The following is a 14,954-nucleotide window of genomic DNA, read 5'->3' as shown; positions in this document are numbered from 1 at the left end:
TATGACTACCAACTGAAATAATTTATATTTATTTTAAATATGATCTTTTATTAATTTAACTCATGAATCCTAGTTTAAATCCTGAGCCTCTAGAGGCATTTCCTTACAAGCCCCCTACTTTGAATATTCAACTTAAATATCCTCAGATTTTTGAGTTGACAGAACCCTTGCCGCCCCGTTTTTTTAAGGCGCTGTTTGATAAGTTAGTTGCGGCTCTACTTTTGTTGATATCAGCACCAATCTTGTTATTGTTGAAACTGGCTTTCTTGGTAGAAGGTTGGTTTATTCCTGAAAATAAAGGCCCCATGTTTTTTTATTACAACGGGGTTAGCGCTGGAAAGATTATTCCCAAATATAAAATTCGACTAATTAAGACTAAATACATAGAGCCAGAGGGTGCTAAGCGGCATGATTGGATTGCTTACTCGGCTGAGTGGACTCCAGATAGTCGAACATATGTGGGTCAATTTGTTAAGAAATTCTATCTTGATGAATTACCTCAGTTCTGGAGTGTCTTGAAGGGTGATATGAGCATTGTTGGTCCACGCCCCTTATCTGTATTGCATTATGAAAGAGATCGCGCGCAGGGCAATGTCACCAGATTTTTATTGCGTGGCGGCCTTTTGGGCTTGGGTCATATCAATAAGGGAACTGCAGAGATGGGTAACCCGGTCTACGAGTACGAATATGTTGATCAATACCTAAAGCGATCTTCTTTCGGTCTGCTATGTTTGGATTTGTGGATTATTTGGAAAGGCATTCTAGTGATCATTAAGGGTGGAGGCCACTAGATCTTATTCAAAGCTAGTAATTCCCCAATTGCCGTTGATAATTGTCTTTGTATTGTTGTTTGGTATCGCATTAAACGATCAAGTTGATCTAGGTCTGGCGTTGTGGCCTGTTCTTCAATTGGCCCTAATTTTCTAAAGTCGGCTATTTTTTGGGTGCGTAAAATCATTCTCATAATTTCTTGACCATACCATTCTGCTGCGCGTTTTAGTTCCTTTAATTCAGTATTCTTAATCCCCTCCTCGATATCGGAGTCAATTCTCGGTTTTTCATCGCCAAATACAAAGCGAATATCTATGCCTTGAGAGTAGTGTTGATTGCCTTCGAGCTTTTGCTTTGGAACCTTGTCGCCTATATAGTCTTTAATAGTTTGCTGACTTTTGACGGATTCGTTAAACAGATATTCGCAAAAGCGAGGGGTCTTATCTAAAAACTCCTCATGAGTTGATGGTCTTTCAGAATCAACCCAGTAATTTAACTCATTACTGATATCAATTTTATCCATGTCAATAATTTTTTCTTTGCCACCAAACCCCATAGCAAGATTAAGTGCTAATGATTTAGTTTCCCTGTCCATATCTAAGTGCCTTGCAAGTTCGTGATAGCCTCGGCTCAGAGCTCTACTTCTGAGAAACTGCGCGTCTATCGTATTTTGAATGCGCTCTAATTGAATATTAAGTTTTGCAATTCGCTCTAACTGCATACGAACTAATGGATTAGCAGAGGGGTAAGACTCTCTTAGCTCGTTCAATAGTGTGTCGTACTTGCTTTTCTCGATATCGTTAAGCAATTGAGGGGAGGTGGCGCCATGAAGTGCTGCATTTTTAGAAGACTTTGCTTTTCCTGCTGCTGAGATCGGCCCCGTTGATGTTTTCTTCTGCGCCACTTTTGTGATGATGCTTTTATTCTTCGCATTAAGAGCCATACTCATTACTCCTTAAGATGTTGGTAGAACCATGTGTTCCACGTACCGCATTACCGTATCCGTCTTAGACCACCTACCGCGATTCATGATGACCGGCAGGCTCGCTCCTTCTCGCAATAGATCTTGAGCTGCCCCTACCCGCATAGAGTGCCCACTAATATTTTTAATAGTATCGCAATCCAAATTTGCTTTCACTGCCATTCTTTTATAGATGCGTGCGATCTGACCACTCCCTAGTTTTTCGGTAATTTCATTACCCCTATTAATGCCTCTAAAGATGGGGCCCAATTGGATCCCGCTAGCCACTAGCCATTTTTCTAGCGCTATGCTCGCCTGGTCGGTTAAGCGCAACCATCTACCGAGGCTGTTTTGATCCGTTTTACTTTTTCGTAACTTTATGGATAACCGAGTACTTTCTGCTTTTTCGGTGGGCTCCCTCTGTATATCCTCGGCTAGCAAGTCAACTAGTTCGCTTCTGCGGCAAAGGGTATCGTATGCGACCAGCATTAAAGCTCGATCTCGTATTCCACGAAGATCATTCTGGGTGGCATCCATCATCTTTTCCAAGATTTTTCTGGTAATCCCAGCAACCTGTTTGGATGATCTACCTAATTTGCGATGCATCTTTCGAATGGCGAGCTGAACATCACAATCCTTGGTTGGATCCTCAAATCGGTTTAACTTATGAACGCTGGAAATGGAAACAATGATCCGCCGGATGTAGGCTGAAGTGAAAGTGCAGTTACTCAAGTGGTCAATGTAGTTGCTTACAACACTAGGATTTGCGGGGAGAGGATTTGTCTGATGTTCTATGCAATAGGTGATGAAGGTATTGAAATCTGCTTTAAAGGCCCTGATGGTTGCAGGCGCATAAGCACCCTCGATTCTTTCAAGGGTTTGGATAACTAGGCTGGATGCGTTATCCTGATGAAGTTGAGTTAATTTCATAATTTTAAGAATCTAAAAGTGTCAATATTGACACATTATATGTCTAATGATTACAGGTGCGCAAGTGCGGGCTGCAAAGTCCCTTATTCGATGGTCTGGATCTGATTTAGCGGATCGGGCGAGGGTTAGCCTATCGAGCATTCGTAGGATCGAGGCTTGTGATGGAGTCCCAGACTCTGCTAGCGTCAAGGTTTTGCATTCAATTCAGCAGGCTTTTGAAGATGCTGGAATTGAATTTATCGGCACCCCAGAGGACGGGCCGGGCGTTCGCTTAAAGTTGAAAAAATAGCTTTTTGCGAAACGAACTAGTGATCGTTCTTTGATCGATTCCGATTAACTTATTTCAAGAGTTACTTTAGGGGGTGGGGTGGCAGTTGGCCCGCTAATGCCATGTATCGGGTGTTCAAATATAGCTTATATACCGGCACATAACAAGTCATTAAGTAATTGATATTGCTATATATTTATAGGTAAATTATAATAACCAGATGGACATCAAAGGCCGTATCTTGCAATCCCTTCGCCCGCGTCGAGATGGGCTTTTGTTACGCCAAGATGCCAAGCCGTTTGGTAGCCCTAGCCAGGTTTCTGCTGCACTGCGTTCTCTAGTTGATAGCGGCCTCATCGAAAAGCTAGATCGAGGTGTTTACGCCAAGCCCGCAAAAGTAGTCCAATTGGGCAGGGAGGCTTTGCTGGAATGCGCTGCCTTAAGGACAAAGAATGCACATGATCAATTTGTACACCGTAGCAAGCGTGCTCATTTGACCCGGACCGCTCGGTACGTCAGAGACTTGGCAAGAAACGAGGGCGTTGGATTTAATCCAATCTACGCGGATCGTTGGGCGAGTTCAGTGACAGAATTAGCCGGCGATGAGGTGATGAGTGATTCGACCGATGATTTATTAGTTGCCCTGACACGCTCAGGAAAAATAACGCCCAAAGATATGGTGGCATTAGTCATCAAGCACCATAAAGACCTCAAGCGTGTTTGATCCATTTGGCGATTATGCCTCGCGTGGTTATCTTCGCAATACGGCTAGCGAGAAAGATTTAGAAATTATCAAAATTGCGGAGCACGAATTATTCCGCGCCCAGTTACCTATCGCTTTAGATTTTTTAGCGCAATGTAAAAGAATTGAGTACTCCGATTTTTTGGAGGTTCACCGCATCCTCCTCTCGGCCCTTTATCCGTGGGCAGGTAAAGATCGAAATACGGTACTGCCGGATAGATCCATCAGCAAGGGTGAGGTGTATTTTTGCCACCCCAAAGATTGTCAGCGCGCGATTGAGGAAGGGCTTTCAATTGACCAGGACAAAAAGCAAATGGCAGTAAAACCCGGATTTATTATGGGGATGTTTGCGTATGGCCACCCATTTTTAGATGGGAATGGGCGTGCCATGCTTCTGGTTCATGCTGAGTTATGTTTTCGTGCGAATATGTCAATTAATTGGATTGATACTGACAAGGCTGCCTATTTAGAAGCATTGACCCGTGAGATTGAAGATCCTCATGCCGGTGCTTTGGATCAGTATCTACTCCCATGTATTGGGGAGAAAATTCTTCGAGATCAGTGGTTGGAATCTATATCAATTCTGCCAGGCCTTGATGGGGTCAATGCAGGTGCAGATTTTTCGGCTCAGTATACGGATCCAAAAGTGGCCGAGAGTTATCAAGCTTTTGAGCGCCGACGTGGTTATCAGCTTGCAGAGCAAAATATAAGTGCATTAACGAAAGGTTCGAAATGACGCAAGTGATTATTCGTACTGGTGCAGTTAAAGGATTTTTTGAGCGCGCACGAAAAGTAGCGCAAAAGGCGGATAGTGGAGAGCCCATTTCCAAGTCAGAAACCATCACATTTGAAGGTCCTCAAGAAAGGGCTATCGCCCTTTCGAGTCGAGCTGTAAAGGATCGTGGCGCTTGGAAAAAGCTAACTTCGAAACTCGATAACTGCAACTAGTCTGGAGCATAGGCCCGCATGGTGACATAACAAGACTTAGCTTCGCTGGTCCATGTACTTATAAAAACAAGACGCTACTCACGAAACTATCAGAGTCCTCCCATACAACTGTGTTTGGCTTTGAATTACCCTAAGGTTTTTCATTTGGGGAGTGGTCATGCTGTCGATTGAGTACATTCACAAGCGCGTGAAGCTGTTTCGTATTGAATTGAGCTTATTGGTTGTCGCTTGTTTGGCCGTGATCATATTGATCTGGCAAATTTTGCGAGTACTGCTGGTATTGAAGTGATGGAATTGCTTTTGCTGCTATATCTGCTATTTCAATTTCTGCTCAAGTGGGTTACCTGGTTTTAGGGATGCATCCATGCGGGCGTCTTGAAAACCACAATACGCTTGTAGAGCCAGACGTAAGAGACAATAAAAAGAAGTGCAAAGCACATCAAGATCGGGGTAGATTGCCACCAGAGCACTGCTGGCACAATTCCAAGGCCAGCCAAGGTCCATAGGTAGGGTGATGTCCTTGAGTTCGCATCAAACCACTGCTGCTCGCTTGCAACATGATTTGGGCTGAGGATGCGCCTGTAAATTAGGGTATGAAAGTGAATGCCATCTGGCAGTCCTGGATTTTTGCCCTGATGAATCTTCCTGCGGTAGATCGTGAATAGTGTTTCAATGATCGGATAGGCATTAATCAATAATGCAAACCAGGGGGAGATATTTTGGTGGCGTGAGACCAGCAATACACTCAGGGCAGCAATCCAAAAGCCAATGAGGTAAGCACCTCCATCGCCCAAGAATATATGACCTCTTGGGTAGTTCCACACAAAAAATCCTAAGATTGCACCAACCATGATGAGACTTAAAAACACGATAGTAAAGTCGCCAACCGTAAATGCAATGTAAGTAATTCCGAGCAAGGTAAGAATGCCAACCATACTAGATAGGCCATTAAAGCCATCGATGATGTTGTAAGCGTTCGCTAAGCCAGTGATTGCGAAAATAGTGAGCAGTGTGGCAATGACCGAAAAAGACAATAGATAGTCCAGGCCTGGAATATCAAGCCTACCAATTGAGGTGTTCAGTAATTGAGTCAGCATGAGGGCGCCAACAGCAGTAAATGCTAGCCGCATTTTGACAGAGATTTTTTTGGTTAAATCCTCTGTAAAGCCAATTACAAATACCGGCACTGAACAGACCAAAAGCAGTAACTCAACAGTAGCGCTTGGGTTTGTCATCATCCTTGCCATGATTGCGGCAAAGATGCCCAGTGCAATACTCACGCCCCCAATACGGGGTACCGATTTTTTATGAAACTTTTGTGGGCCCGATAAATCAGAGTCTCCAGACAGGTGCTGGTGCAAGGGGGCGAGACGAATGATGAGCAAAGTCGCGATAAAGGATGTAAAGAAGGCGACTAATAGGCTAATCATTCAATGATTATAAATTCTATTAATGTCTAAAAATTCATTTTTATCCAAAATTTGGATATTTTAAGAAAGGCGGGGCAGATTTAAGCCACTTTTGGCTTTAAGGAACCAAGCTCAAGAACAGAAACTCAAAGAAGATAATCAAATGGACCACACCCTGCAAGAGGGTAGTTCTGCCAATGGCCAGGGTAAGCGCCCCAATGAAGAGGGATAAATACATTAGGGTCATGTTTAGGCTGCTGATACCTAAACTGAGAGGCAGATTAAAAAAGATTGCAAAGGCAGCCACCGTCGGAATAGTCAGCCCAATACTCGCTAGTGCTGAGCCTAAGGCTAGGTTCAAGCTACTTTGTAAGCGATTGGCCCTAGCAGCCCTGATGGCTGCAAAGCCCTCGGGTAGGAGTACAAGCATTGCAATGGCAATGCCGACAACGGTTTTGGGTGCTCCCGCGGCTTTAACGCCAGCCTCGATAGCCGGGTTTAGGGCTTCTGCAAGTCCCACCACTGCTGCAAGAGAGGCAAGTAATAAAGCGAGGCTGATGGCGGTCTTGAGATTGCTGGGCTTTTCTGCATGCGCATCGCTATTGGTTTTTTGATCTTCCGCTTTCGGGAGGTAATAATCACGATGACTCACCGTCTGGAAAAAGATAAAGGCAGCGTATAAGGCAAACGAGGCAAAGCCTGCAAAAGCCAGTTGACCCCGAGTAAAGTCTGGCCCGGGAGTGCTTACCGTCACCATGGGCATGACCAGAATGAAGGTTGCTAAGGCAGTGAGAACCGCTAAAGCAGAATTAGTCCCCTCATTGCGGAAAGACATTTCATGATGCTTAAAGCCGCCCATAAAGATACACAAGCCAATGACACCGTTGATCACGATCATGACTGTGGCAAAGACGGCATCACGAGCAATAAACTCAGAACCCTCATGGCCAGCAAACATCATGGCAATAATGAGAGACGCTTCAATAATCGTGACGCTAATGGCAAGCACCAGAGTTCCATAGGGCTCGCCCGTTTTATGGGCAATGACCTCCGCATGGTGAACGGCTGATAGCACTGCCCCAATCAGCGTGACAGCCATTAAGGCAATGAACCAACTTTGATCCAGTAGTGGGGTGAAGAAGTTCATCAATCAATTGGTCTTTTGTGGTGAGCAGTGCAATTACTCGTTAATAAGGAGTGCTAATGAAATGGCATTCTCAAGAAAGTTATTTTAAAGTGATTTAATTGGAATTATTTAAAGTACTTTGACTTTATCTTTACAAAGATTCATATGAAAGCCTTGACTCTGTCTGCTCATGGCGCCCATGCTGTTCTTGGTATGACTCATTGAGTTGCCTATCTGACTTGTTAAAAGCCCCATACCCCAATTTCTTTGGACATATCAAACCATCTATGCAAGATGGTTTTTCCTATCTTTTAAAATCCCAAGACGAAAAAACTTGCTTCAATGTGTATAGGCTAGATATTGCCTCATCATGAATTGAGGTAATTCATCTTCATTTGCTCTCATCGCTTGAGTTCTGTGGGCTAACTAACAGGTAAATGAGGAGAGGGCTTGTTATGTATCGATTGATCCTGGGTCAAAAAATTCGTGCCCATAGAAAGGTTTTGGGTATTCGAATTAACTCTGCTGCAAGAGCAGCAGGGATATCTCGAATTACTGTAATACGTATTGAAAGGGGTGCAACTTCGGTTTGCATAAATTCTTATATTCTGCTTTGCAAGGCATTAGGTCTCAACTTGGATATCTTACGACCGCTGGGTCTACCAATGCCAAAAATTGAAGAAGAAGTGGTTGAATTTAGTATTGATAGGGCGCAGATTAGGATTTGTGACTATCCGCAGCTAAGAGCTTTGTCATGGCAACTTAACCACGACTTACTTTTAACTGATGAAGAAGCGATAGGAATTTATGAGCGCAACAAACGCTTCCTGGAGATCAACGAGATTGATGAGCATGAGAGGGTATTAATCCAGCGACTCATTGATGAGTGTGGAATGGAGCAGTTGCTCTAAAAACTACTTTATTTGCATATAGTTCGGAGCCATGCATCAACTTGGTCAAACTTTAGCTCGCGCTCTTCAAACATGTGAATTATCTGACGGTAGGCTTTTAACGAATCTGTATTGAGCCTCTTATTATTTATTCTCAAAAAAGTATCCATGGCAGCAAATGCAATTCTTTTATTGCCATCAATAAAGGGGTGATTGATGATGAGACTTTCAAACAATGCCGCTGCTTGAGAAATGACATCTGGGTAGTAGCCTGATTGAGGGCGCATGAGAGCAGCCTCAAGGCCGGCTTTATCTCTTAAGCCTGGTGATCCGCCAAATCGATTAATCAAGACACCGTGCATAAGCATGATGTCTTGCATAGTAATAAAGAGCATTACTTGGCAAGCTCTTTATATAGGTCCTCAAATTCATGCAGGCTTTGTGCAAAGCTTGCCATAACCTGGCGATCGGGGGTAGACACTCCCTTTTTGTTTAAAAAATCACGAAATGCTTCATCCAAAACCGCATGAAACTTTTTTCCTTCGATATCAGCAATCTGACGCAAAGTATTGAGTATCTCGGGATGTGCTTGAGATGAAAATTTGCTTAATAGAATGGTGCCCATAGATTTATTCCAGTAGTTTTCATTATTTTTCTTGAAATTTCATGGAAAATCAAGAAATTCATGAAAACTCTACAAATTGAGGGGTTAACGCTGAAATTCTCTGTATTTTCCATGCCCATTAGCAATCGATACAAAGCCAAAAATCACAATCAGCATAGCAAAAAGGTAGTTAGTCTTAAGTTGAGTGAATACACCAGTTTGAATGGTAATAAACAGGAGACTAAGCTCAGATGGCAGTTCATCAGCCATTAGAAGGATCACGTTTATAAATTTGGGATTAGTTAGTTTGCCAACAACTGTGAGTGCGAGAATGCTACTCAGAACTACCAAGTTGAGTTTTGCTTCTATGCGTAATTCGGACTACTACTAAAAATTAGGCTGATGCCAATCCACAAGAGGATAAAGGTGATCAAAATAGTGAAGCCTAGCTTCTTGAGAAAATATTGAAGGCTACCCATATAGGCTTTATCGTTGCGACCAAAGTAATGGTCAAAGCGCTTCCATGCCAAGCGACCTACAACGAGTGGCAATAGTATTGCAACAATGCCAAGAGCAGTCGTGAGAGTGCTATCCATTTAAATTGAATACTTTCATACGGTAGCAGCTAGTTATCTAGCCATATAAAAGCAGTAAGAATACAGATTTTTCCTCAGCATCTATTGCACTTGAGGGTCTGTTTGAGTCAATTTAGGCTCAAAAAGCCTGAGATAATATGGCTACTAAAGTTTTATAGCCCCTATTTTTCTTGAAAGCCTGTAAATGACTGATTTATCTCTGACTCAAATTAAAGAAATTCGCGCTGCAGTCCTTGGCGCTGCAGCTAAAGTGCCTGGCACCCTAATTGGTATGGGCATTCTTTTTATTATTTTAGGCATGATTGGCATTGCCGGTCAGACATTGTTTTCATTTGTCACTATTAATGTTTTGGGCGCTTTCTTGATCTTTGCTGGCGTGTTGCAATTTGCTCATGCACTCAAATCCTCTGGTTGGAAGAGTGTGGGTATTCAAGTGCTATTAGCTGTTTTGTATATTGCCGCCGGTGTTTACACTTGGGCGTTTCCAATTCCTGCGTTAGAGGCGATTACCTTGTGGTTAGCAGCTATTTTCTTTGTCACCGGAGTGCTGCGTTTAATCTCTGCGTTTCAGCATCGTCACTTTAATGAGTGGATTTGGTTGGTATTGTCATCAGCGATTTCGATCTTGATGGGTGTTCTCATCATGAGTGGCTACCCAGAAAGTAGCTGGTTGGTCATTACTGTTCTTGGGCCTCGCAGCACGTTCATTGACTAAGTAATCCTGAGTTCTCTTTAGGAATTGAATCTCCATGACAATGAAAAAAACTGACCTCTACAAGAACCTGGCTTTGACAACTGCGCAGCGGATGAAGAATGCTGCTAAGACGCCAAAGCCTGGTGCTGCAGAGCGCATTGCAAAGACCAAAAAAGAGCTTGCTAGTAGCAATCCTATGCTTGCCTCTTTGATGGGTAAGCCAAAGTCCGAGAAATCCAAATAATTACTCTTATCAGCACTCTTTATTAACTTGAGTGCTGGTCTATTCTTGTCTTGAAGCACACCCAGCCCCTTTTCTTAATTGATCTTCTGAAGGTCTTTGCAGCGCTGTTGATCATCCTGCATCACCTATCGAGTTATGGTCAGATTGCAGAAGATACGCGAGCTTTCTTGCCGGGTGTCATGAATTTCTTATTTGAGTATGGTCGCTTTGCAGTACAAATCTTCTTAGTCATGGCGGGTCACCTCGCAACCCAATCACTCACTCGATTTGCGAGTGCAAAATTCAGCAGCCAACATTTACTGCGAGTCATCATCAATCGCTACTTGCGCCTATTTGCTCCCTATTTGGTCGCTTTGATCTTTACTATTGTTCCTATTTGCTCCCTATTTGGTCGCTTTGATCTTTACTATTGTTTGCGCTTGGATTGCACGCTTTTGGGTAAATGATGAATTCGTTGGCGAACAAGAAACACTCGGTCAGTTCTTGGCACATTTATTTTTCTTGCAAGGCATATTGGGGCTTGACTCTATATCTGCTGGTGTTTGGTATGTAGCAATTGATTGGCAGCTGTATTCAGTGCTGGCCGTTCTGCTGATATCTTTTTCTTCTTATCAGGCATTGATTTGGTTCATCAGTATTGTTGCAGTCAGCTCTTTGCTGTACTTCAATCGATCCAATCAGTACGAGGCCTACTTTATTTACTTTATTGGTTCATACAGTCTTGGTGTATTGGCATATCTCGCCAAGAACTTTTCTGATAAGAGGATCCGAGTTCTAGCCAAATGGATGCTGATTGCTATTGGTGTGATTATTGCAATTTCTTCATTGCATGAAGTGTGGTTACGGAATTTCTTAGCTTGGTTTGTGGCCATTGCGTTATTAGTGTGGGGTAATGCCGGCTATCCAAGTCTTAGCCCCACTAGTTCAAAGGCAAAAGCATTTGTATTGCGCTCTATAGCGTGGGCGAGCCCACGCTCGTACTCTGCCTTTTTGATTCACTTCGCATTTATCTTGCTTGCGAACACGCTGTATATTGCCTCTGGCATGCATGCTCATGAGAGTGGCGTAATGGCTATTGGCTTAATGCTAGGGGTGGTGGTGTGTAGCACTATTGCTGCAAACTACATGTATCGCTGGGTGGAGATTCCCTCAGCTAAGCTTAAGATTTAGGTGATAACTTAAATTCCCATATCCTTTAAGACGCGGAAGATTTCTCGATAAGCTTTGGGAGGTTTATTAGTTTCTTTTTCTTTGCGGGCATTGCGGATGAGAGTGCGCATATTCTGAATATCCATATCGGGATATTGCTCAATCATCTTGGTAAAGGTTTCATCGCTCGCAATTAAGCGATCGCGATAAGACTCTAGATGATGAAGCTTTGCAGTCTCTGCCTTACTAACGCCTTGAATCGCATCTAAACGCTTTTGGATGGCATCAAGCTCTTCTTCATCCAAGAAACGCATCAGTTTGCCAAGGTATTGTTTGTGACGACGAATCGCCTCAAAACTTTTAATCTTGTTGGTTTCTGCAATGGCAGCTTTAATGGCTTCATCCAAAGGAATGGTCTTTAAGGCATCACTACTAAGTGCCGCCAGAACCTCGGCCAGCTTCTGGCGCTCAGTCATCTGGCGCTTTAGCTCGGATTTGCTTGGCCCCTCATCAAGATCTTCTTTCTTGGGGGTACGGTTCTTTTCATTGACATGCATAGGGCTATTTTAGACGGGTATTGGACTTTAACTATTCTTTATTGGTTTTCTGTTTTAGTAGCTTTAGATCATTGCTAGAAAATAACTGGCTTCTTCCAATGATTGATGTGGGCTTTAATCTACCGGACTGTACATATCTTCGTAAAGTAGGAAGCGAGACCTCTAAAAATTCTGCAGCCTCTTCTGCTGAAAAGGTAGCATTTCTTAGATGTCCAAAGACTTGCTCATAGTTGAGGGATGACATTTTTTAGCTCCATGAGGGGTAAGTCAAGGCTAAATTTTAGTAAATAATAGATAGTATGAACTTCATGGTTATTTCTGATTAAGCGCATGACTCAATCCTCTCCGCAAAACACCTACGACTTCATCATCATTGGCGCAGGTAGTGCAGGCTGTATGTTAGCCAAGCGCTTGACTGAGAATCCCGCTAAGCGCGTGCTATTGATTGAAGCGGGGTCGCATGACAACTATATTTGGATTCATATTCCAGTTGGTTATTTGTATTGCATTGATAACCCCAGGGCTGATTGGCGTTTTAAGACTACCGCTGAAAAAGGTCTAAATGGACGCTCACTGCTGTATCCGCGGGGAAAGGTGTTAGGTGGTTGTTCATCGATTAACGGCATGATTTATATGCGTGGTCAGGTTGGCGACTATGACTCTTGGGTTAAGGCGACAGGCGATGAGTCTTGGTCTTGGGATAATGCGCTACGTCGATATAAATCCTTCGAGGATTATCACGGTGCTGCTAATCAATGGCACAGTAAAGGTGGTGAGTGGACGGTATCTCAACAGCGTTTGCGCTGGCCCATTATGGATGTCTTTAGAGAGGCCGCTGTCCAAGCGGGCATCCCGGCATCAGATGACTTTAACCAAGGCGATAACTTTGGGGTAGGGTATTTTGATGTCAGTCAACGCAAAGGTTGGCGTTTAAATACTGCCAAAGCATTCTTACGCGATGCAGCTAAGCGACCCAATCTGACGGTGATTACCGAAGCTGTAGTCAATAAGCTCTTGATTGATACGGTGAGTAAAAATTGCATCGGTGTGCAATATATAAAAGATGGAAACACCATCGATGTGTATTGCAGCAATCTCAATACTGACTCACAAGGAGAAGTCATTTTGAGTGCGGGTGCCATTGGTAGTGTGCAGGTTCTAGAGCGCTCGGGTATTGGATCAGCTACGCACCTCAACAAGCTAGGTATTCCCGTCATTGCCGATTTACCGGGCGTGGGCGAGAACCTACAGGACCATTTGCAATTACGGATGATTTATAAAGTCAATGGTATTCAGACTCTGAACACCAAATCGAGTTCTTTGCTTGGCAAGCTCTTAATCGGCATGGAGTATGTATTTAAGCGCTCTGGTCCGATGTCGATGGCGCCATCGCAGCTTGGTGCTTTTGCCTACAGCTCTCCAGAGCATGATTCTCCAAATGTGGAGTACCACGTACAACCTTTATCTTTAGAAAAGTTTGGTGAAGATTTACATACCTTTGATGCCATCACGGCCAGCGTCTGTAACTTACGACCAACATCTCGCGGTAGTATCCATATCAGCTCGGTTGATCCAGAAGCTCCCCCAGTGATTGCGCCAAATTATTTATCTACTGATGAGGATCGTAAGGTGGCAGCAGATTCATTGCGTCTAACACGTCAGATTATGGAAAGGCCAGCGCTTAAGCCATACACACCAGAGGAATACAAGCCTGGTATGCAATATCAAACTGAAGAAGAGTTAATTAAAGCGGCTGGAGATATTGGTACAACCATTTTTCATCCGGTGGGCACTTGCAAAATGGGCCGCGATGATGATCCTACAGCAGTACTCGATTCTCAATTACGGGTCAGGGGAGTGCATAACTTGCGAGTAGTGGATGCCTCGGCAATGCCAACGATTACCTCAGGAAATACTGCAGCGCCAACCATGATGATTGCGCAGCGCGCAGCAGAATTGCTCTGCGGTGAGTGACTCAGTTAATAGACTGCCAAATCGGCTGCCTAACCGCCTACCCCTAAGCCATTTATTCTTGGCTTTGGCCATTGTGGCAATCTGGGGAACTAATTTTGTCGTGATTAAAAAATCACTGGATGCGTTTCCACCATTTTTGTTCGCAACCCTGCGCTATGTTTTTGCTTTACTGCCGGCGATCTTTTTTGTAAAACGTCCCCGGGTATCGTGGCTCAACTTAGCGATGTATGGAATCTTTATTGGGGTCGGGCAATTCGGTATTTTGTTTTATGCAATCAACGGCCATATCACTCCAGGCTTAGCTTCTCTGGTGGTGCAAACCCAAGTATTTTTCACCATCGGCTTTGCGATGATCTTTGCAAAAGAGCGACTTTACTGGCATCAAGCCATCTCCATTGGAATTGCGATGATTGGTCTCTTGGTGATTGCTAGTCACATTGATAGTCAAACCAGTTTGCTTGGAATAGGTTTAGTCATCTGTGCTGGTTGTGCCTGGGGGGCAGGTAATACCGTGAGTCGACAAGCAGGTGCTATCAATATGTTTGCTTATGTTGTGTGGGCTAGTGCATTTTCGATTCCACCCCTGTTATTGCTCTCTCTGTATTTCGAGGGGGGATATTCCAGCTTAGTTTCAGCGATAGAGTTAGCGCCCTTAGGGGCTTGGGCAGGAGTCTTTTGGCAATCTTGGGCCAATACCTTATTTGGTTACGCCGCTTGGGCCTGGCTTTTATCTAAGCATCCGGCAGCTCTGGTAGCTCCGGCCCCTTTATTGGTTCCCATCTTTGGCATGGGGGCAACCGCGATTTTCTTGGGTGAATCACTACCGGGGTGGAAGTTCTTAGCAGCAGGCTTGGTTATGGTGGGCTATCTGGGCACCATTTATGGTTTATCGTTCACAAAACATTCCTCGAGGAAATCATGAAGATATTAATTGTGGGCGCGGGTGGTATTGGTGGCTATTACGGATCAAAGTTGATGTTGGCTGGTGCAGATGTCACTTACCTGTTACGTGATAAACGCCAAGCGCATATTCAAGAGCATGGCTTGGTAGTGGAGACGCCAAAAGGTAGTTATACGGTGCATCCTAAAAC

23 protein-coding genes are annotated in these 14,954 nt (G+C 43.8%); 13 read left to right on the top strand and 10 right to left on the bottom strand.

The annotated features are described in order from the left end of the window. Positions 1 to 62: 62 nt before the first annotated feature. Entirely contained in the window at positions 63 to 791 is a 729-nt protein-coding gene (locus B7X71_RS08175; RefSeq protein WP_293600496.1) for a sugar transferase, read from the top strand. On the opposite strand, the gene B7X71_RS08170 is transcribed toward B7X71_RS08175, so the two are convergent. Next, positions 788 to 1,720, bottom strand: coding sequence for a hypothetical protein (locus B7X71_RS08170; RefSeq protein ID WP_293600495.1), 933 nt, complete (start codon positions 1,718 to 1,720; stop codon positions 788 to 790). The genes B7X71_RS08175 and B7X71_RS08170 overlap by 4 nt on opposite strands. A 6-nt stretch (positions 1,721 to 1,726) precedes the next feature. Next, a complete protein-coding gene (locus B7X71_RS08165) occupies positions 1,727 to 2,662 on the bottom strand; it encodes a site-specific integrase (protein WP_293598270.1) in 936 nt (311 codons plus the stop codon). 46 nt (positions 2,663 to 2,708) lie between these two features. Here B7X71_RS08165 and B7X71_RS08160 point away from each other — a divergent pair, with 46 nt between their 5' ends. The 4 genes from B7X71_RS08160 (at position 2,709) to B7X71_RS08145 (ending at position 4,620) form a co-directional block, all read left to right on the top strand. Further along, complete coding sequence (locus B7X71_RS08160) at positions 2,709 to 2,951, top strand: hypothetical protein (protein ID WP_293598269.1); 243 nt, start codon at positions 2,709 to 2,711, stop codon at positions 2,949 to 2,951. A 199-nt stretch (positions 2,952 to 3,150) separates the two neighbouring features. Further along, on the top strand, positions 3,151 to 3,654 hold the full coding sequence (locus B7X71_RS08155) for a type IV toxin-antitoxin system AbiEi family antitoxin domain-containing protein (protein WP_293598268.1): 504 nt from the start codon (positions 3,151 to 3,153) through the stop codon (positions 3,652 to 3,654). Then, the gene (locus B7X71_RS08150) at positions 3,647 to 4,408 is read left to right on the top strand and encodes a Fic family protein (RefSeq protein WP_293598267.1); all 762 of its coding nucleotides are present in this window, start codon (positions 3,647 to 3,649) and stop codon (positions 4,406 to 4,408) included. The genes B7X71_RS08155 and B7X71_RS08150 overlap by 8 nt, the downstream gene beginning before the upstream one ends. Beyond that, on the top strand, positions 4,405 to 4,620 hold the full coding sequence (locus tag B7X71_RS08145; protein ID WP_293598266.1) for a hypothetical protein: 216 nt from the start codon (positions 4,405 to 4,407) through the stop codon (positions 4,618 to 4,620). Before B7X71_RS08150 ends, B7X71_RS08145 begins: the two co-directional genes overlap by 4 nt. Positions 4,621 to 4,970: 350 nt before the next feature. Here B7X71_RS08145 and B7X71_RS08140 read toward each other — a convergent pair whose 3' ends face one another. After that, positions 4,971 to 6,050, bottom strand: a complete 1,080-nt coding sequence (locus tag B7X71_RS08140; protein WP_293598265.1) for a glycosyltransferase — start codon at positions 6,048 to 6,050, stop codon at positions 4,971 to 4,973. 97 nt (positions 6,051 to 6,147) lie between these two features. Continuing rightward, complete coding sequence (locus B7X71_RS08135) at positions 6,148 to 7,176, bottom strand: ionic transporter y4hA (protein ID WP_293598264.1); 1,029 nt, start codon at positions 7,174 to 7,176, stop codon at positions 6,148 to 6,150. Between the two features lie 434 nt (positions 7,177 to 7,610). Here B7X71_RS08135 and B7X71_RS08130 point away from each other — a divergent pair, with 434 nt between their 5' ends. Next, on the top strand, positions 7,611 to 8,066 hold the full coding sequence (locus B7X71_RS08130; protein WP_293600494.1) for a helix-turn-helix transcriptional regulator: 456 nt from the start codon (positions 7,611 to 7,613) through the stop codon (positions 8,064 to 8,066). An 8-nt stretch (positions 8,067 to 8,074) separates the two neighbouring features. On the opposite strand, the gene B7X71_RS08125 is transcribed toward B7X71_RS08130, so the two are convergent. The 4 genes from B7X71_RS08125 to B7X71_RS08110 all read right to left on the bottom strand — a co-directional run bounded on the left by B7X71_RS08125 (position 8,075) and on the right by B7X71_RS08110 (position 9,245). After that, the gene (locus tag B7X71_RS08125) at positions 8,075 to 8,440 is read right to left on the bottom strand and encodes a type II toxin-antitoxin system death-on-curing family toxin (protein WP_293598262.1); all 366 of its coding nucleotides are present in this window, start codon (positions 8,438 to 8,440) and stop codon (positions 8,075 to 8,077) included. Further along, entirely contained in the window at positions 8,440 to 8,670 is a 231-nt protein-coding gene (locus B7X71_RS08120) for a hypothetical protein (protein ID WP_293598261.1), read from the bottom strand. The genes B7X71_RS08125 and B7X71_RS08120 overlap by 1 nt, the downstream gene beginning before the upstream one ends. 84 nt (positions 8,671 to 8,754) lie before the next feature. Further along, entirely contained in the window at positions 8,755 to 8,919 is a 165-nt protein-coding gene (locus B7X71_RS08115) for a hypothetical protein (protein WP_293598260.1), read from the bottom strand. A 95-nt stretch (positions 8,920 to 9,014) separates the two neighbouring features. Beyond that, complete coding sequence (locus tag B7X71_RS08110) at positions 9,015 to 9,245, bottom strand: hypothetical protein (RefSeq protein ID WP_293598259.1); 231 nt, start codon at positions 9,243 to 9,245, stop codon at positions 9,015 to 9,017. 184 nt (positions 9,246 to 9,429) lie between these two features. Between B7X71_RS08110 and B7X71_RS08105 the strand changes: the two genes are divergently transcribed. Genes B7X71_RS08105 through B7X71_RS08090 form a run of 4 tightly spaced genes read left to right on the top strand, consistent with a single transcriptional unit; the run spans position 9,430 to position 11,353 of the window. After that, on the top strand, positions 9,430 to 9,960 hold the full coding sequence (locus B7X71_RS08105) for a DUF308 domain-containing protein (protein ID WP_293600493.1): 531 nt from the start codon (positions 9,430 to 9,432) through the stop codon (positions 9,958 to 9,960). A 34-nt stretch (positions 9,961 to 9,994) separates the two neighbouring features. Continuing rightward, the gene (locus tag B7X71_RS08100) at positions 9,995 to 10,183 is read left to right on the top strand and encodes a hypothetical protein (protein WP_293600492.1); all 189 of its coding nucleotides are present in this window, start codon (positions 9,995 to 9,997) and stop codon (positions 10,181 to 10,183) included. Positions 10,184 to 10,233: 50 nt separating this feature from the next. Continuing rightward, positions 10,234 to 10,629, top strand: a complete 396-nt coding sequence (locus tag B7X71_RS08095) for an acyltransferase family protein (protein WP_293600491.1) — start codon at positions 10,234 to 10,236, stop codon at positions 10,627 to 10,629. Further along, the gene (locus B7X71_RS08090; protein WP_293600490.1) at positions 10,580 to 11,353 is read left to right on the top strand and encodes an acyltransferase; all 774 of its coding nucleotides are present in this window, start codon (positions 10,580 to 10,582) and stop codon (positions 11,351 to 11,353) included. Before B7X71_RS08095 ends, B7X71_RS08090 begins: the two co-directional genes overlap by 50 nt. An 8-nt stretch (positions 11,354 to 11,361) precedes the next feature. Here the strand turns inward: B7X71_RS08090 and yjgA are convergent, their stop codons facing one another. After that, a complete protein-coding gene (gene yjgA / locus B7X71_RS08085) occupies positions 11,362 to 11,889 on the bottom strand; it encodes a ribosome biogenesis factor YjgA (protein WP_293598255.1) in 528 nt (175 codons plus the stop codon). Between the two features lie 31 nt (positions 11,890 to 11,920). After that, positions 11,921 to 12,133 carry a helix-turn-helix domain-containing protein gene (locus B7X71_RS08080; protein ID WP_293598254.1) on the bottom strand — a complete coding sequence of 71 codons (213 nt, stop codon included), beginning with the start codon at positions 12,131 to 12,133 and terminating at the stop codon, positions 11,921 to 11,923. Positions 12,134 to 12,219: 86 nt separating this feature from the next. Here B7X71_RS08080 and B7X71_RS08075 point away from each other — a divergent pair, with 86 nt between their 5' ends. From B7X71_RS08075 to B7X71_RS17900, 3 genes are all read left to right on the top strand, one after another. Further along, positions 12,220 to 13,863, top strand: a complete 1,644-nt coding sequence (locus B7X71_RS08075) for a GMC family oxidoreductase N-terminal domain-containing protein (RefSeq protein ID WP_293600489.1) — start codon at positions 12,220 to 12,222, stop codon at positions 13,861 to 13,863. After that, positions 13,856 to 14,785 (top strand): EamA family transporter, encoded by a 930-nt coding sequence (locus B7X71_RS08070; RefSeq protein ID WP_293600488.1) that lies wholly within the window; start codon positions 13,856 to 13,858, stop codon positions 14,783 to 14,785. Before B7X71_RS08075 ends, B7X71_RS08070 begins: the two co-directional genes overlap by 8 nt. Then, a partial coding sequence (locus B7X71_RS17900) for a 2-dehydropantoate 2-reductase N-terminal domain-containing protein (protein WP_363926839.1) occupies positions 14,782 to 14,954 on the top strand: 173 nt, incomplete at its 3' end. The genes B7X71_RS08070 and B7X71_RS17900, both read left to right, overlap by 4 nt.

This window comes from Polynucleobacter sp. 39-46-10, from assembly GCF_002282275.1.
Note: the sequence above shows the minus strand (reverse complement) of the source record. Positions and strands in the feature narration are given on the sequence as shown.

Coding starts and splice junctions, on each gene's coding strand:
- B7X71_RS08175 (WP_293600496.1), top strand. CDS start 63: ATGAATCCTAGTTTAAATCCTGAGCCTCTAGAGGCATTTCCTTACAAG.
- B7X71_RS08170 (WP_293600495.1), bottom strand. CDS start 1,720: ATGAGTATGGCTCTTAATGCGAAGAATAAAAGCATCATCACAAAAGTG.
- B7X71_RS08165 (WP_293598270.1), bottom strand. CDS start 2,662: ATGAAATTAACTCAACTTCATCAGGATAACGCATCCAGCCTAGTTATC.
- B7X71_RS08160 (WP_293598269.1), top strand. CDS start 2,709: ATGATTACAGGTGCGCAAGTGCGGGCTGCAAAGTCCCTTATTCGATGG.
- B7X71_RS08155 (WP_293598268.1), top strand. CDS start 3,151: ATGGACATCAAAGGCCGTATCTTGCAATCCCTTCGCCCGCGTCGAGAT.
- B7X71_RS08145 (WP_293598266.1), top strand. CDS start 4,405: ATGACGCAAGTGATTATTCGTACTGGTGCAGTTAAAGGATTTTTTGAG.
- B7X71_RS08140 (WP_293598265.1), bottom strand. CDS start 6,050: ATGATTAGCCTATTAGTCGCCTTCTTTACATCCTTTATCGCGACTTTG.
- B7X71_RS08135 (WP_293598264.1), bottom strand. CDS start 7,176: ATGAACTTCTTCACCCCACTACTGGATCAAAGTTGGTTCATTGCCTTA.
- B7X71_RS08130 (WP_293600494.1), top strand. CDS start 7,611: ATGTATCGATTGATCCTGGGTCAAAAAATTCGTGCCCATAGAAAGGTT.
- B7X71_RS08125 (WP_293598262.1), bottom strand. CDS start 8,440: ATGCTCTTTATTACTATGCAAGACATCATGCTTATGCACGGTGTCTTG.
- B7X71_RS08120 (WP_293598261.1), bottom strand. CDS start 8,670: ATGGGCACCATTCTATTAAGCAAATTTTCATCTCAAGCACATCCCGAG.
- B7X71_RS08115 (WP_293598260.1), bottom strand. CDS start 8,919: ATGGCTGATGAACTGCCATCTGAGCTTAGTCTCCTGTTTATTACCATT.
- B7X71_RS08110 (WP_293598259.1), bottom strand. CDS start 9,245: ATGGATAGCACTCTCACGACTGCTCTTGGCATTGTTGCAATACTATTG.
- B7X71_RS08105 (WP_293600493.1), top strand. CDS start 9,430: ATGACTGATTTATCTCTGACTCAAATTAAAGAAATTCGCGCTGCAGTC.
- B7X71_RS08100 (WP_293600492.1), top strand. CDS start 9,995: ATGACAATGAAAAAAACTGACCTCTACAAGAACCTGGCTTTGACAACT.
- yjgA (WP_293598255.1), bottom strand. CDS start 11,889: ATGCATGTCAATGAAAAGAACCGTACCCCCAAGAAAGAAGATCTTGAT.
- B7X71_RS08080 (WP_293598254.1), bottom strand. CDS start 12,133: ATGTCATCCCTCAACTATGAGCAAGTCTTTGGACATCTAAGAAATGCT.
- B7X71_RS08075 (WP_293600489.1), top strand. CDS start 12,220: ATGACTCAATCCTCTCCGCAAAACACCTACGACTTCATCATCATTGGC.